11 protein-coding genes are annotated in these 13,183 nt (G+C 69.9%); all 11 read right to left on the bottom strand.

Translation table 11 applies throughout. From position 1 onward, the window contains the following. Positions 1-76 precede the first annotated feature (76 nt). Positions 77-3,616 (bottom strand): chromosome segregation protein SMC, encoded by a 3,540-nt coding sequence (smc, locus tag ACZK39_RS08325; protein ID WP_463613051.1) that lies wholly within the window; start codon positions 3,614-3,616, stop codon positions 77-79. A 7-nt stretch (positions 3,617-3,623) separates the two neighbouring features. Then, complete coding sequence (locus tag ACZK39_RS08320; protein WP_463613050.1) at positions 3,624-4,184, bottom strand: GtrA family protein; 561 nt, start codon at positions 4,182-4,184, stop codon at positions 3,624-3,626. Then, positions 4,181-5,020 carry a bifunctional DNA-formamidopyrimidine glycosylase/DNA-(apurinic or apyrimidinic site) lyase gene (gene mutM, locus ACZK39_RS08315; protein ID WP_459054690.1) on the bottom strand — a complete coding sequence of 280 codons (840 nt, stop codon included), beginning with the start codon at positions 5,018-5,020 and terminating at the stop codon, positions 4,181-4,183. Before mutM ends, ACZK39_RS08320 begins: the two co-directional genes overlap by 4 nt. Beyond that, entirely contained in the window at positions 5,013-5,693 is a 681-nt protein-coding gene (gene rnc / locus ACZK39_RS08310; RefSeq protein WP_463613049.1) for a ribonuclease III, read from the bottom strand. The genes mutM and rnc overlap by 8 nt, the downstream gene beginning before the upstream one ends. 85 nt (positions 5,694-5,778) lie before the next feature. Continuing rightward, positions 5,779-5,970 carry a 50S ribosomal protein L32 gene (gene rpmF, locus ACZK39_RS08305; protein ID WP_182783717.1) on the bottom strand — a complete coding sequence of 64 codons (192 nt, stop codon included), beginning with the start codon at positions 5,968-5,970 and terminating at the stop codon, positions 5,779-5,781. A gap of 34 nt (positions 5,971-6,004) precedes the next feature. Then, positions 6,005-6,553: a YceD family protein gene (locus ACZK39_RS08300; RefSeq protein WP_370586071.1), complete on the bottom strand. Its 549-nt coding sequence runs from the start codon at positions 6,551-6,553 to the stop codon at positions 6,005-6,007. Between the two features lie 91 nt (positions 6,554-6,644). Continuing rightward, the gene (gene coaD / locus ACZK39_RS08295; protein ID WP_182799415.1) at positions 6,645-7,127 is read right to left on the bottom strand and encodes a pantetheine-phosphate adenylyltransferase; all 483 of its coding nucleotides are present in this window, start codon (positions 7,125-7,127) and stop codon (positions 6,645-6,647) included. Positions 7,128-7,137: 10 nt separating this feature from the next. After that, entirely contained in the window at positions 7,138-7,713 is a 576-nt protein-coding gene (gene rsmD / locus ACZK39_RS08290; protein WP_182799414.1) for a 16S rRNA (guanine(966)-N(2))-methyltransferase RsmD, read from the bottom strand. Next, positions 7,710-9,902, bottom strand: a complete 2,193-nt coding sequence (locus ACZK39_RS08285; protein ID WP_459054691.1) for an ATP-dependent DNA helicase RecG — start codon at positions 9,900-9,902, stop codon at positions 7,710-7,712. Before ACZK39_RS08285 ends, rsmD begins: the two co-directional genes overlap by 4 nt. 111 nt (positions 9,903-10,013) lie before the next feature. Then, a complete protein-coding gene (gene rpmB, locus ACZK39_RS08280) occupies positions 10,014-10,199 on the bottom strand; it encodes a 50S ribosomal protein L28 (RefSeq protein ID WP_182783707.1) in 186 nt (61 codons plus the stop codon). A 117-nt stretch (positions 10,200-10,316) separates the two neighbouring features. Continuing rightward, entirely contained in the window at positions 10,317-13,145 is a 2,829-nt protein-coding gene (locus ACZK39_RS08275; RefSeq protein WP_459054692.1) for an Rne/Rng family ribonuclease, read from the bottom strand. Between the last annotated feature and the right edge of the window lie 38 nt (positions 13,146-13,183).

The following is a 13,183-nucleotide window of genomic DNA, read 5'->3' as shown; positions in this document are numbered from 1 at the left end:
CCATAGTGCCGACCCCCGGACGTGCCGGGAAATCGTCGGCGAGTCGCCGTTGCGGACGACGAGCCCATTGTGCGCCTCAACGTTCGTGGAGGCGCTGCGACACGACGGTGGAGATGCCGTCGCCGCGCATGGTGACGCCGTACAGCGAGTCCGCGATCTCCATCGTGCGCTTCTGGTGCGTGATGATGAGCAGCTGCGACGAGGCGCGAAGCTCCTCGTAGATACCCAGCAGCCTGCCGAGGTTGGCGTCGTCGAGGGCCGCCTCCACCTCGTCGAGGATGTAGAACGGGCTGGGGCGGGCGATGAACAGGGCCACCAGGAATGCCACCGCGACAAGGGAACGCTCGCCGCCGGAGAGGAGGGAGAGCCGCTTGACGTGCTTGCCCGCGGGCCTGGCCTCGACATCGACGCCCGTCGTGAGCCAGTCACCGGGATCGGTGAGGATCAGCTTCCCCTCGCCGCCGGGGAACAGACGGCCGAAGACGTCTGCGAAGCTGCGCTCCACGTCGCGGTAGGCCGTCTCGAACACCTCCTGGACCCGTCTGTCCACCTCCCCCACGATCTCGAGAAGGTCGATCCTGGTCTGCTTGAGGTCATCGAGTTGCTCGGCCAGGAACTGATGGCGGGCGGTGAGCGCGTCGAACTCCTCCAGCGCCAGCGGGTTGACCCTTCCCAGAATCGCCAGGTTCTTCTCCGCCGCCCGGAGCCTGGCCGCCTGCTGCTCGCGGTTGTACGGCATGGGCGGGGGCTGCTCGTCGTCCTCAGCGAGCGCGGTGCCGTCCGGGCGGGTGAGCACCGGGACCAGCTCGTCCGGGCCGTACTCGGCCACCAGTTGCCCGGGCTCCAGGCCGAGTTCCGCAAGCGCCCTGTCCACCAGCTGCTCGACGCGCATCCGATGCTCGATCCGGACCATCTCATCGCGATGGGCCCCACGGACGATCTCGTCGAGGCGGGCCGCAGCGGCCTTGGCGGCGTGCCTGGCCTGAGTGGTGCCGGACTCGGCGCGGCGGCGGGCCTCGTCGGCTGCGTCGCGCGCCGTGGACGCACTCCGCCGCGCGCCCTCGACGAACTCCGTCAGCCTGAGCGCGGCCTCATGCACCACGCGGGCCACCTCGGCCTCCCGTCGGAGATACTCGGCCCGCGCCCTGGCCTTGGCCCGTGATTGACGCTCGTGCTGGGCCGACCGGGCGAGGGCCTCCGCCCGTCCCGCGATGGCCTTGACCTGTTCCTCAGCGGTGCGAAGCGTGAGCCGTGCGTCCATCTCCTCCTGGCGCGCACGGCGCGCCTCGGCGGCCCGCTCGTCCCGGTCTGCCGAATCGGGTTCGGCGTCCTCCCCCTCGGCTGTGGCCACCTCGAGGCGGGCGGACAGCTCCGTCAGAAGCTCCTCGTCCCGGGTTCTCGCGGCGAGCGCAGCATCGATGGCCTCGGTGAGCCGCTCGGCCTCCCGTGCGGCCGACGCCTGCCCCTGACGGTGCGAGTTGAGCTGCTCCGCGACCGCCGCGAGCTGGGCGTCCGAGGCGTGCAGCTCCGCGAGGGCGGCGGCCTCGTCGAGCCGTGCGGCGTCCAGACGTTCGGCCACGGCCTCCGCGGCGAATCGTGCCCGGTGCGCCTCATGCTCGCACTGGGCGAGCTCCTGCTCCGCCTGGGCGAGCTGGGCCTGCACCTCGAGGATCGACGGGGCGGCCGCCGAACCTCCTTCCACCAGCCACGAGGAGAACAGATCTCCCGACCGGGTCACCGCGACAATGTGGGCGTGCGCGGCGACGACGGCCGCCGCCTCGTCCGCCGACTCCACCGCCACCGCCGGACCCAACAGCCGGTCCAGGGCCCCCGCGAGGGACTCGGGGGCCTGCACCAGTGCCTGCAACGGTCGTCCGACCGAAGGCGCACCGTCGTGCCGCGGCGCCCCGGCGACCACGAGCGGCGCGCGGCCGAGGTCGCCGTCGGCGAGGTAGCGGGAGGCGTCCAACGCGCCGTCGAGGCCCTGAACGACGACGGACTCGGCCATCCCTCGGAGCGCGGCGGCCACGGCCGCCTCCCACCCCGGCTCGATGGTGAGCAGGTCACCCAGCCGCCCCAGCACGCTCTCGTGGCCCGCCTCGATCAGGTCCGCCGACCCGTCACGGCGCAGCCTCATGAGGCGCAGCGCGTCGACGCGAGCCTCCAGCCCGGCGCGGCGCCGACCGAGCTCCGCCTCCGCACTCCGCATGGTGGCGGACTCCGCCTCCGCCTCTGCCACCAGGGCGGCGGCACGTTCGTAGCCCTCGTCGAGGTCCGACTCCGAGCTGCCCAGCCCGGCGAGTGAGGACTCCGTGGCGTGGTAGCGGCGTCCCGCCTCCTCGGCGCGCGCCAGCGCGTCGTCGCGCCGGGACGAGAGCCGTTGGACCTCCTCGTCCGAGGCCTCGAGCCGGGATGTGACGGAGTTCACGCGGCCGGTGAGCCGGGCGAGTCCTTCACGACGGTCTGCGATGGCCCTCAGGGCCGCCGCGTAGGCCTGCTCCGCCGTAGCGTGCCGCTGCTCTGCGCTGGAGCGCCTGAGCGACGCGTCCGTGAGGCGGCTCTGCGCCTGTTCGACTTCCGCCCGGAGCCCCAGCTCCCTCGTCCGGAACTCGGCTGCCTCGGCCTCGATCGCCTCCGGGTCTCGGCCTCCGACGTCCAGCGACGGCTGGTTGTCCCCCGCGCGCATCCGCTCGGCTGCGATCGAGACCGTTGTGGTGACGCGCTCGCGGAGCCCGGCGAGTGCGTACCACTGCTCCTGGGCTGCATCGAACGCGGCGCCGGTCTCCCGCAGGATCCGTTCGGCTGCCTCCTCCGCCTCGAGCGCCTGCCGCACCGCTGCCTCGGCGAGCGCCTTGGCCTCAGCCGCGGCCGCCTCGTCTGCGAGCTCGGCGGCCAGCTGGGCCTGGGCGGTGGCGAGGTCGTCGGCGAGGAGGCGTGCCTGGGCATCCCTCAGCTCGGCCTGGATGACCGCCGCCTTGCGCGCCGCCTGGGCCTGCCGGCCCAGGGGTTTCAGTTGGCGCTGCAGCTCCGCGACGAGGTCGCCCAGCCGCTCGAGGTTCGCCTTCGTGGCTTCCAGTTTCCGCAGCGCCTTCTCCTTGCGCTTGCGGTGCTTGAGCACCCCGGCCGCCTCTTCGATGAAGCCGCGGCGGGATTCCGGGGTGGCTTGGAGGATGGCGTCGAGTTGGCCTTGGCCGACGATGACGTGCATCTCGCGGCCGATCCCGGAGTCACTCAGCAGTTCCTGGACATCGAGTAGCCGGGCCGCGGCCCCGTTGATGGCGTACTCCGAGCCGCCGCTGCGAAACATGGTGCGGGTGATCGTGACCTCTGCGTATTCGATGGGCAGCGCACCGTCCGAGTTGTCGATGGTGAGCTCGACCTCGGCCCGCCCCAGCGGGGCACGCTTGGCGGTGCCGGCGAAGATGACGTCCTCCATCTTGCCGCCGCGCAACGTCTTGGCTCCCTGCTCCCCCATCACCCAGCTGAGGGCGTCGACGACGTTCGACTTCCCGGAGCCGTTGGGCCCGACGACGCACGTGATTCCCGGTTCGAAGACCAGCGTGGTAGCGGAGGCGAAGGACTTGAACCCGCGCAGGGTCAGCTGTTTGAGGTACATACCTGCTCTAGGCTGCCTCGACCGGCGGCAGGGCGGTCCGAATGGACCGGAACGTCCAGAACTTGTTCAGGAGGAAACTGACCGGGATGGTGAAGAAAATCATGATCAGCTGCGCCCAGTAGAACTTGGTCCGCAGGCCGCTGGAGTTGTCGAAGACGTCGCTGGGCAGCGCGATGGGCGACTGCTCCCACATCAACAGGGTCAGCAGGCCCATTCCGATGAGCTGCGCGGCGAGCCCGACGGTGAGGAACGGCCAGTACTCGCGCCACCAGGCCGAGTGCTTGTGCGAGCCGAAGGTCCACCACCTGTTGAGCTGGAAGTTGACGAGATTGGCCACCATGAAGGCCACCATGCTCATCACGTGATACCAACGGATGTTGAACTCGGTGCCCGGAATGGACCACCAGGCCCCGCCGCCGTAGGCGGACTCCGGCCAGAAGATGGGCAGGCTGTGGCGCTGGACCCAGATGACGGCCATGTTGACCACCACTCCGAGGCCTCCGACCATGCCGAAGCGGAGGAGCTGTCGGATTGAGCTCCGATAGCGGTGCAGCATCTTCTTGATCACTGGCCACCCTTCCACGCCCGTTGGCATCTCGGACAAAAGTAGCTGCTCCTGTTCATGAAGGAGCGGCGCGCGATGGGCGTGCCGCAGCGCGAGCAGGGCCCGTTCTCGCGCCCGTAGGCCTCCAGCGAGCGGGAGAAGTAGCCGGACTCCCCGTTGACGTTGACGTAGAGGGAATCGAACGACGTCCCACCCTGGGCCAGCGCCTCGGCCATCACCTCGCCCGCCGCGCGGAGGACCCTCCGGGAACGCTGGGGTGACAGCCCCGCGGTGGGGTGGTCGAAGTGGGTCCGGGCCTGCCACAGGGCCTCGTCGGCGTAGATGTTCCCGATGCCGGAGACCAGGGTCTGGTCCAACAGCGCCCGCTTCACGGTCGTGCGCCTGCTGCGGAGCCGCGCTGAGACGGCGGCCTCGTCGAAAGCCTCGTCGAAGGGATCGAGCGCCACGTGAGGGACTGGACACGTGGCCTGCCCGGCGCGCCAGTCGAGTCCGCCGAACATCCGTTGGTCGACGAACCGCAGCTCCTGGCCGTCGTCGAGGCCGAAGATCACGCGCGTGTTGCGGGCGTGCTCGTCGCCGGGACGGTTGAGCCTGAACTGGCCGCTCATCCCGAGATGGGCCACCATCGCGTCGTCGCCCAGGACCCACCACAGGTACTTGCCGCGGCGGCGCACCCCGTCGACCTGTCGCCCCTCAAGGTTGGCGACGAACCCCGCAGGCCCCCCAGGGTGGCTTCGCACGGGTCTGGGGTGGAGGACGCTGACGCGGATGATCCTGCGTCCCGTGAGGTGACCCGACAGCCCGCGCCTCACCACCTCGACTTCGGGCAGCTCAGGCACCGGCGAGATCCTCGCAGGCCGCGCGGGCGGCGATCTGCTCGGCGTGCTTCTTGCTCGGTGCGGTACCCCGCCCACGAACCCGCTCGTCGACGATGACGACTGCCGTGAAGACCCGCTGGTGGTCAGGGCCCTCGCCGCTGACCTCGTAGCGGGGAAGTGACCAACCGCGCTGCGAGCAGATCTCCTGCAGCGCCGTCTTGTGATCCGCGTAGTCCCTGCTTCGTTGGGCGTCGGCGATCTGCTCATCCAGATTGCGGTGGATGAAACGCGCGGCGGACTCCGGGCCGTCAGAGATGTAGACGGCGCCGATGACCGCCTCCATCGTGTCCGCCAGGATGGAGGTCTTGTCCCGCCCGCGGGTGGCCACCTCGCCTTTGCCGAGGAGCAGGTGATCCCCGAGCTCGAGGAGACGGGCGACGTCCGCGAGGGCCACGGAACTCACCACGCGGGACCGGAGCTTCGCCAGGTGTCCCTCGGGGAGGTCCGGATAGCTGCGGAAGATGTGCTCGGTGACGACGATCTGGAGCACTGCATCGCCGAGGAATTCGAGCCGCTCGTTGGACTCGATGCCGCCGTGCTCGTAGGCGTAGCTGCGGTGCGTGAAGGACAACTCAAAGAGCTGGGCGTCCACCTCGACGCCCAGCTCCTTCAGCTGCTCTTCCAGTCTGCTCATCCCGCTGAGACCCCCACGCGTGCGGTCTCGTCGTGACACCGACCCCGAGGACGGGGACGACCCGCTCCGCGGGGGTGGGCCAGGCTCAGACCTCGAGGACCTGGCGGCGGCTGCCGCGGGGTCCGTACTGTCCGCAGCTCGCGCATGCGGTGTGCTGCAGGTGGGGTTCGCGGCAGGCCGGGTTGGCGCACACGACGGTGGGGACGACAGTCGTCTTCCACTGCGCACGGCGCGAACGGGTATTGCTGCGCGACATCTTCCGCTTCGGAACGGCCACGATCTTCTCCTTCGTCAGTAACTGACAGGTTTGCTCAGTTGGGTGCTTCCCCGCTCAGCCCGGTCAGCTTCTCCCACCTGGGATCAACCTGTAGACCGTGAGTGTGGTCGGGATCGTCATTGAGGTCTGCTCCACATGTGGGGCAGAGACCCAGGCAATCATCCTCGCACAGGGGCGTGAACGGCAACTCGAGCACCACGGCGTCACGCAGGGCCTCGTCCAGATCGATCGTCTCATCCACGATGAGGCTCTCGTCCGTGTCTATCTCGTTGCCGGGATAGAAGTAGAGCTCCTGCACATCGAAGGAGGCTTGCTCCTCGATGTCATCCAGGCAGCGGGCGCATTGGCCGTGGAGTTCCACGGTTGCTGTGCCCGTCACCAGGACGCCTTCGGTCACCGCCTCGAACCGGAGATCCAGCTCGATGTCGGTGTCTTGCGGCACCCCGATCACTTCCGTGCCCATGTCGGCAGGCGCGGGAACCGTGGTGACTACCTGTTTCATCGTCCCAGCCCTGCGCGCGAGCTCGTGCACCTCAAAAACCAGTGGCGAGCGGCGATCCGGGTGGGGATGCACGGGTGACACGTCGGATTCCCTTCGTCTACCGTCCATGACTCGTCATGACCGGCTTCCAACTCTACCGAGGGCCCGCAGAATTCCCAAAACGGAAATGCGCTCAGAGCGTGCCCGCTCGACGCCTCTCCTCGATGGCGAGCGCGACGTTGCCGGGCACGTAGGCGGAGACGTCGCCGCCGAGCCGGACCACCTGACGGATGATGGTCGAGGACAAGGTCACGTGCTCCTTGCCGGCGGGCAGCAGGACAGTCTCCACCGGACCCATGGCGTGGTTCATGTGGGCCATCTGGAGCTCGAAGTCGAAGTCAGACCCGAACCGCAGGCCCTTAACCACTGCAGGAATCCCGCGGGTGCGGCAGAAGTCCACCAGGAGCCCCTCCATGGGCTCCACGGTGATGTGGTCCAGGTCCGCCGTCGCTCCCTGAACCAGCTCCACGCGCTCGTCGAAACTGAACAGGTAGTTCTTGGTGGAGTTGTTGCCGATGGCGACGACCACGGCCCCGAACAGCGCGTGCGCCCGCCGGATGACGTCGAGGTGGCCCACGGTGATCGGGTCGAACGACCCGGGGCACAAGACCGTCATGGCATCACTCCTAGTCCACAGCCCCGAAGTGGAGCGTCGTCTCACCGTAGCGGCGCAGCCAGGTGTCTGTGTAGCCCGGCGGCCAGCCGGGGTCACGGTCCCGAGAGGAGCGCTCCACGACCACCAGACCGCGCCCCGCCAACGCGCTGACGGCCAGGTTCTCCAGCAGGGTCTCGATGGATTCGGTGGCCATCTCGTAGGGGGGATCGAGGAAGACCAGGTCGAACGTCCGGCCCGGGGAACCGGCGACAGCCTCTGCCTTGGCCACGACGACCTCCACCGCCAGGCCCGTGGCCCGGGCGTTGTCCTGGATCAGCCTGGCGGTGGGCCTGTCCTGTTCGACGAGCACCACCGGCGCCGCACCACGGCTGGCCGCCTCGAGGCCAACCGCCCCCGAGCCCGCGAAGAGGTCCAGCACGGAGACCCCCGCGAGGTGGGCTGAGGCGTCCGAGTCAGCGGAGTTGAACCAGCTCGACAGCGCAGAGAACAACGCCTCCCGGGTGCGGTCTGTGGTGGGCCTGGTGCGCGCGCCCTTCGGGGTGCTCAGGCGGCGTCCCTTCGCCCGGCCGGCGATGATCCTGCTCACGACTTCTCCATCCACTCTCCGGCGGCGACGGCGTCTGCCTTCGCCATCAGGTCTGCCAGCAGCGGGTCCGTGGAGGACCGCGGGTCCTCCAGGACACGCTCAGCGAGCGCCTTGGCCGCCTGGATCACACCCGCGTCGTCCAGAGCCCGCAGCAGCTTGAGCGATCCCCCGCCGGACTGGGCGGCGCCCAGGACGTCTCCCTCCCGGCGCAGCCTCAGGTCGAGCTCGGCCAGCTCGAAGCCGTCAGTGGTCGACGTCATGGCCTGGAGGCGGGTCAGAGCGTCGAGGTTCTCCCCGACTGCGGCGAGCAGGAGGCACAGCCCCGGATGCTCCCCTCGACCGATGCGCCCCCGCAACTGATGCAGCTGGGAGAGCCCGAAGCGGTCCGCGTCCACCACCACCATCACCGACGCGTTGGGCACGTCCACGCCCACCTCGATCACCGTGGTGGCCACCAGCACATCCAGCCGCCCATCTGCGAAGGCGGCCATGGCGTCGTCCCGATCGGCCGCGGGCTGTTTGCCGTGCACCGTCCCGATGCGCAGACCCGCGAGGGGTCCGGCGGCCAGCTGCGGGGCGAGCTCCTCGACGGCGGACATCGCGGGCGCGCCCCCCGCCTCTGCCTCCTTGGCGGTGATGGACGGGCACACCACGAACGCCTGCCTGCCCCGCTCCACCTCCTCCCGGATGCGCTCCCAGGCGCGCGGCACCCAGTGCGGCGTCTGCGCGGTATCGACGAACACCGTCTGCACGGCCGCCCGGCCGGCCGGGAGCTCGCGCAGCTCGCTGACCTCCAGATCCCCGAACACCGTCATGGCGATGGATCGGGGAATGGGCGTAGCGGTCATGACGAGCGTGTGGGGCTTCCTCTCCGCCTTCGCGGCGAGCGCGGCCCGCTGCTCGACGCCGAAACGGTGCTGCTCGTCGACGACGACCAGACCCAGGTCGTTGAAGGCCACCGGGTCACTGAGGAGCGCGTGCGTGCCCACCACGATCCCCGCCTCGCCGGTGGCGATCTGCGCCAGCACACCACGCTTGGCCGCGGCGGAGCGGCTCCCCGTGAGGAGCACCACTCCCGTGGCTTCCGGGTGGGCGCCGAGCTGGCGACCCTGGCCCAGATCACCGAGCAGCTGGGAGATGGTCTGGTAGTGCTGCTTGGCCAGGACCTCGGTGGGAGCCAGTAGTACTGACTGTCCGCCGGAATCAACCACCGCAAGCATGGCCCGGAGCGCCACGAGCGTCTTCCCCGACCCGACCTCGCCTTGGAGGAGACGGTTCATCGGCGCCCCGCCTGCGAGCTCGCCGAAGATGACCTCCCCGATGTTTCTCTGCCCGTCGGTGAGGGTGAAGGGCAGCCTCTCGTCGAACGCTTCGAGGAGCCCCCCTGGGCGACGGGGACGCGGCGTGGCGAGCTCCCCGGCGGCCTCTCTCCGCCTGGCCGCCATGGCCAGCTGAATGCCGAACGCCTCGTCGAACCGGAGCCGCGCCTGGCCGTGCTCCGCCTGCCGTACCTCGACAGGCTCGTGGACGGCGGTGAGCGCGTCCTGGAACGGCAGCACCCCTGCCTCGTCGACCACCCACCCCGGGAGGGTGTCTCCGGACAGGGTGGGCAGGACCAACTGGATCGACTCGGCGATCACCCACGTGGGTAGTTTTCCTGTGGCCGGGTACAGCCCGATCATGGTGGCGCGCTGCACGCTGCGCTCCATGGCGGCCCTCTTCTCGGCGTCCTTGCCTCCGGAGATGCGGGCGCCGTCGAGCATCACGAAATCCGGGTGGGCCAGCTGGAGCTGCTCGTTGAACCGGCCGACACGCCCGATGAAGATCCCCCGACGGCCTGGGGCCAGCTGCCGCTCCCAATAATCCAGCACCCGCTGCTTCTTCGCGAAGAACGCCACCGAGAGCCGCCCGTGGCCGTCGCTCAGGACGGCCTGGACGCGGCCCGCGCCAGAGGAGTGGAACTGCCTCGCTCCGACCACCTGGGCGATCACCGCGACGTCCTGCCCCACCGTGAGGGTGCTGAAGTCGGACATCTCCGTGCCGGAGATATAGCGGCGCGGCACGTGCCGCACCAGATCGTCGACGGTGCTGATCCCCAATCGCTCGAACTCTGCGGCCGTCTTGCCACCGACCACATCAACGAGCCGACGCCCGAGGTCGCGGTAGATCGGGGTGCGCCAGAAGGACATGAGCAAGACCCTACCGGCCCCCGCAGACAGTCCGAGGGGCGCGGGATGGGGACGCGAAAAACCGGCGGCCCCGTCGTGGGGACCGCCGGCTCTCGGCGTCAGGGATGCGAACTAGCGCGAGACCTTACCGGCCTTGAGGCAGGAGGTGCACACGTTCACGCGCTGCGGGGTGCCGTTGATGGTGGCACGCACGCGCTGGATGTTCGGGTTCCAGCGGCGATTGGTCTTCTTCTTCGACCAAGGAACGTTGTGACCGAAGCCGGGTCCCTTGGCGCAAACATCACACGTGGCGGCCACTGGAATCTCCTTGTTGTCTGTGCCCAGGCCATGGCCTGGATTGCTCTGGGGTGAAGCCCACGCGAGCAGGCAACCGTAGAATGTTAACCCGCCCGCGTGGAATTGACCAAATGGGGCCTACTTCTTGCCGCGGCGTCGCGGCGACCTGCGCTCCCCGCCGTCGGAGGGCGCCTGCGAATCCACAGGCTCCTCAAAGCGGACATAGCCCGCCCCCTGGCAGTGTTCGCACGGCTCGGTGAACGCCTCGGCCAGGCCGGTGCCGATCCGCTTGCGCGTCAGCTGCACCAGCCCGAGGCTGGTCACCTCCGCGACCTGGTGACGTGTACGGTCGCGGCCGAGACACTCGACGAGGCGGCGCAGCAGCAGCTCGCGGTTGCTCGGCAGGACCATGTCGATGAAGTCGATCACGATGATGCCGCCGATGTCGCGCAGGCGCAGCTGGCGCACGATCTCCTCCGCCGCCTCCAGGTTGTTGCTGGTGACAGTGGCCTCGAGGTTGCCTCCGGTGCCCGTGAAGCGCCCCGTGTTGACGTCGACGACCGTCATGGCTTCGGTGCGGTCGATCACCAGGGACCCGCCGGAAGGCAGGAAGACCTTGCGATCCAACGCCTTGGCGATCTGCTCGTCGATCTTGAACTGCGAGAACGCGTCCCGGCCGTCTTCGGCGGGTTCGAAGCGCACCAGGCGCTCCGCCAGGTGCGGCGCGACGTGACTCACGTAGGCCGAGATGGCGTCGTAGGCGTCAGACGGGCCGCCGTCGCCCTGGACGATCAGCTGGCCGAAGTCCTCGGTGAAGAGGTCGCGGACGATCCGCAGGGTCAGGTCCGGCTCCGAGTAGAGGGCCTGTGGGGCGCTGCCCTGCTTCGTCTTCTTCTCGATGACCTCCCATTGGGCCTTGAGACGGTTGACGTCACGGATCAGCTCCTCTTCGCTGGCGCCCTCCGCCGCGGTCCGCACGATGACGGACTCGTCGTCGGAGATCAGCGACCCGAGGATGGTGCGGAGACGGTTGCGCTCGGTGTCCGGCAGCTTGCGGGAGATCCCCGACAGGTGGCCGCCCGGCGAGTAGACGATGTAGCGGCCAGGCAGGGAGATGTGCCCCGTGAGGCGGGCACCCTTGGCCCCGACGGGATCCTTCGTCACCTGCACCAGAACGCTCTGGCCCGACTTCAGGACGTTCTCGACCTTGCGGTTCTCCCCTGTGACGCCGAAGTTGGCCCAGTCCACCTCACCGGCGTACAGCACGGCGTTGCGGCCGCGGCCGATGTCGATGAACGCGGCCTCCATGCTGGGCAGCACGTTCTGGATGCGACCGACGTAGATGTTGCCGATCAGGGAGGTGGCCGACGCCTTGTCCACGTAGTGCTCGACGAGGATGTTGTCCTCCACCACGGCCAACTGCGTGTAGTCCTCGGACTGGCGGATGACCAGCCTGCGGTCCACCGCCTCCCGGCGCGTCAGAAACTCGGCCTCGCTGAGGATGGGGGCGCGGCGGCGCCCCGCGGCACGGGACTCCTTGCGGCGCTGGCGCTTGGCCTCCATGCGGGTGGAGCCCTCGATGCCGGTCACCTCGTCAGACGACGTGGAATCGGCATCTGCGCCCTCGCCACGACGGCGACGGCGGCGGCGACGGCGGGTTGTTCCGTTGTCGTCTGCCTCAGCCGTGTCCTGCTCGGCACCCTCGGCGTCAGGCTCGCCCTCGGCAGCCTCCTCCGCGGGGGCCTCCGATTCCGCTTCCTCGGCCTCGTCAGAGTCGGCCTCCGAGTCCTCCGCGCCATCGCGGGAGCCACCCCGACGGCGGCGCCTGCCCCCGCGTCGGCGGCGACGGCGGGAGGGACGGTCGTCGTCGGACTCATCGTCGACGGCTTCGTCGCTGTCTTCTTCGTCGGATTCGGGCTCGTCCTCCGCGGGTTCGACGGCAGCCTCGTCCGTCTCTGCTTCGGTCAGCTCGCCGTCTTCGTCCTCGGGCTCAGCCTCGCCTTCCTCCGCGGGGCTGCCTGCAATCGCGCCGGCCAGGGCCGCGAGCTGCTGCTCACGGGCTGCTGCGGTGAGGAAGGGGTCGGTCAGGAGGGCCCGGCGGGCCTCCGCGACCTCCTCAGCGGCGCGGAGCGCGACACCGATGGCGTCCTCGTCCTGCCCTTCGGGGAGCGTGGCGGGCGGGGCCGCCGGGCGGCTGGCGCGCCGACGACGGCTGCGGGTGGAGGTGGGGCCTGCTTCCTCGGCGGGTGCGGTCTCGGAAGCGACGGGGGTCGCGGTCTCGGCGGGAACGAGTGCCGGCTGCGGCGCGGCCGCTGGCTCCGGGACTGCTGCGGGCTCAGCGGCGACCACCGGCTCGGGGGCGGCGGCCGGTCGCGACGCCCGCCGGCGGCGGACAGGAGCGGGCGCGGACGCCTGCGGCACTGCTGCTTCCGGGGACTGCTCGTCGATCGGCGTCGCGGAAGACTCCTCGGCCGGCGCGGGCGAATCATCGACCTGGGCGGGGGTGACGACGGGCGCGGGCTCGCTTGGCGCGGGCTCGCTTGGCGCGGGCGGCGCGGTGCGGCGGGTGGCGCGGCGGCGTACCGGCTTGCTCTCCTCTACCGGCGGGGTCGCCTCCACGACGGGAGCCTCCGCGGCGATCTCCGCAGCGGGGGCCTCTTCAAGGGGGGCGACTTCAGCGGGAGCCTCCTCGGAGGGAGCCTCCACCGCCTTCACCCTGCGTCGACGAACGGGCGCGGCGGCCGCGTCCGGCTTCGAGGCGACGCGGCGTCGCTTGGGCGTCAGGTCAGCCGCTTCCGGCTCAGCCGTCTGGCTACTGGTGGGCTCAGCCGTGGGGCTACCCGTGGGCTCAGCCGCGGCGTCCTGGGGTGGGCCTGCCGGGCGGCCCGCAGCGCGGCGGCGCCTCACGGGGGCGGTGGGTGTGGTTTCCTCGGCGGTGGTGACGCCGTCGTTCTCGATATCGAGCATGAGGCTCCTCAGGCGCGGATGCGCGGACGGGCACAGAC

The sequence above is a fragment of the Tessaracoccus luoxuelianae genome (assembly GCF_055326245.1).
The sequence above is the reverse complement of the archived record's forward strand: the minus strand, read 5'-3'. Positions and strand labels throughout refer to the sequence as shown.

What these genes read in the sequence shown, in the direction of transcription:
- smc (WP_463613051.1), bottom strand. Translation starts at nt 3,616, where the DNA reads ATGTACCTCAAACAGCTGACCCTGCGCGGGTTCAAGTCCTTCGCCTCC.
- rnc (WP_463613049.1), bottom strand. Translation starts at nt 5,693, where the DNA reads ATGAGCAGACTGGAAGAGCAGCTGAAGGAGCTGGGCGTCGAGGTGGAC.
- coaD (WP_182799415.1), bottom strand. Translation starts at nt 7,127, where the DNA reads ATGACGGTCTTGTGCCCCGGGTCGTTCGACCCGATCACCGTGGGCCAC.
- ACZK39_RS08285 (WP_459054691.1), bottom strand. Translation starts at nt 9,902, where the DNA reads ATGTCCTTCTGGCGCACCCCGATCTACCGCGACCTCGGGCGTCGGCTC.
- ACZK39_RS08275 (WP_459054692.1), bottom strand. Translation starts at nt 13,145, where the DNA reads ATGCTCGATATCGAGAACGACGGCGTCACCACCGCCGAGGAAACCACA.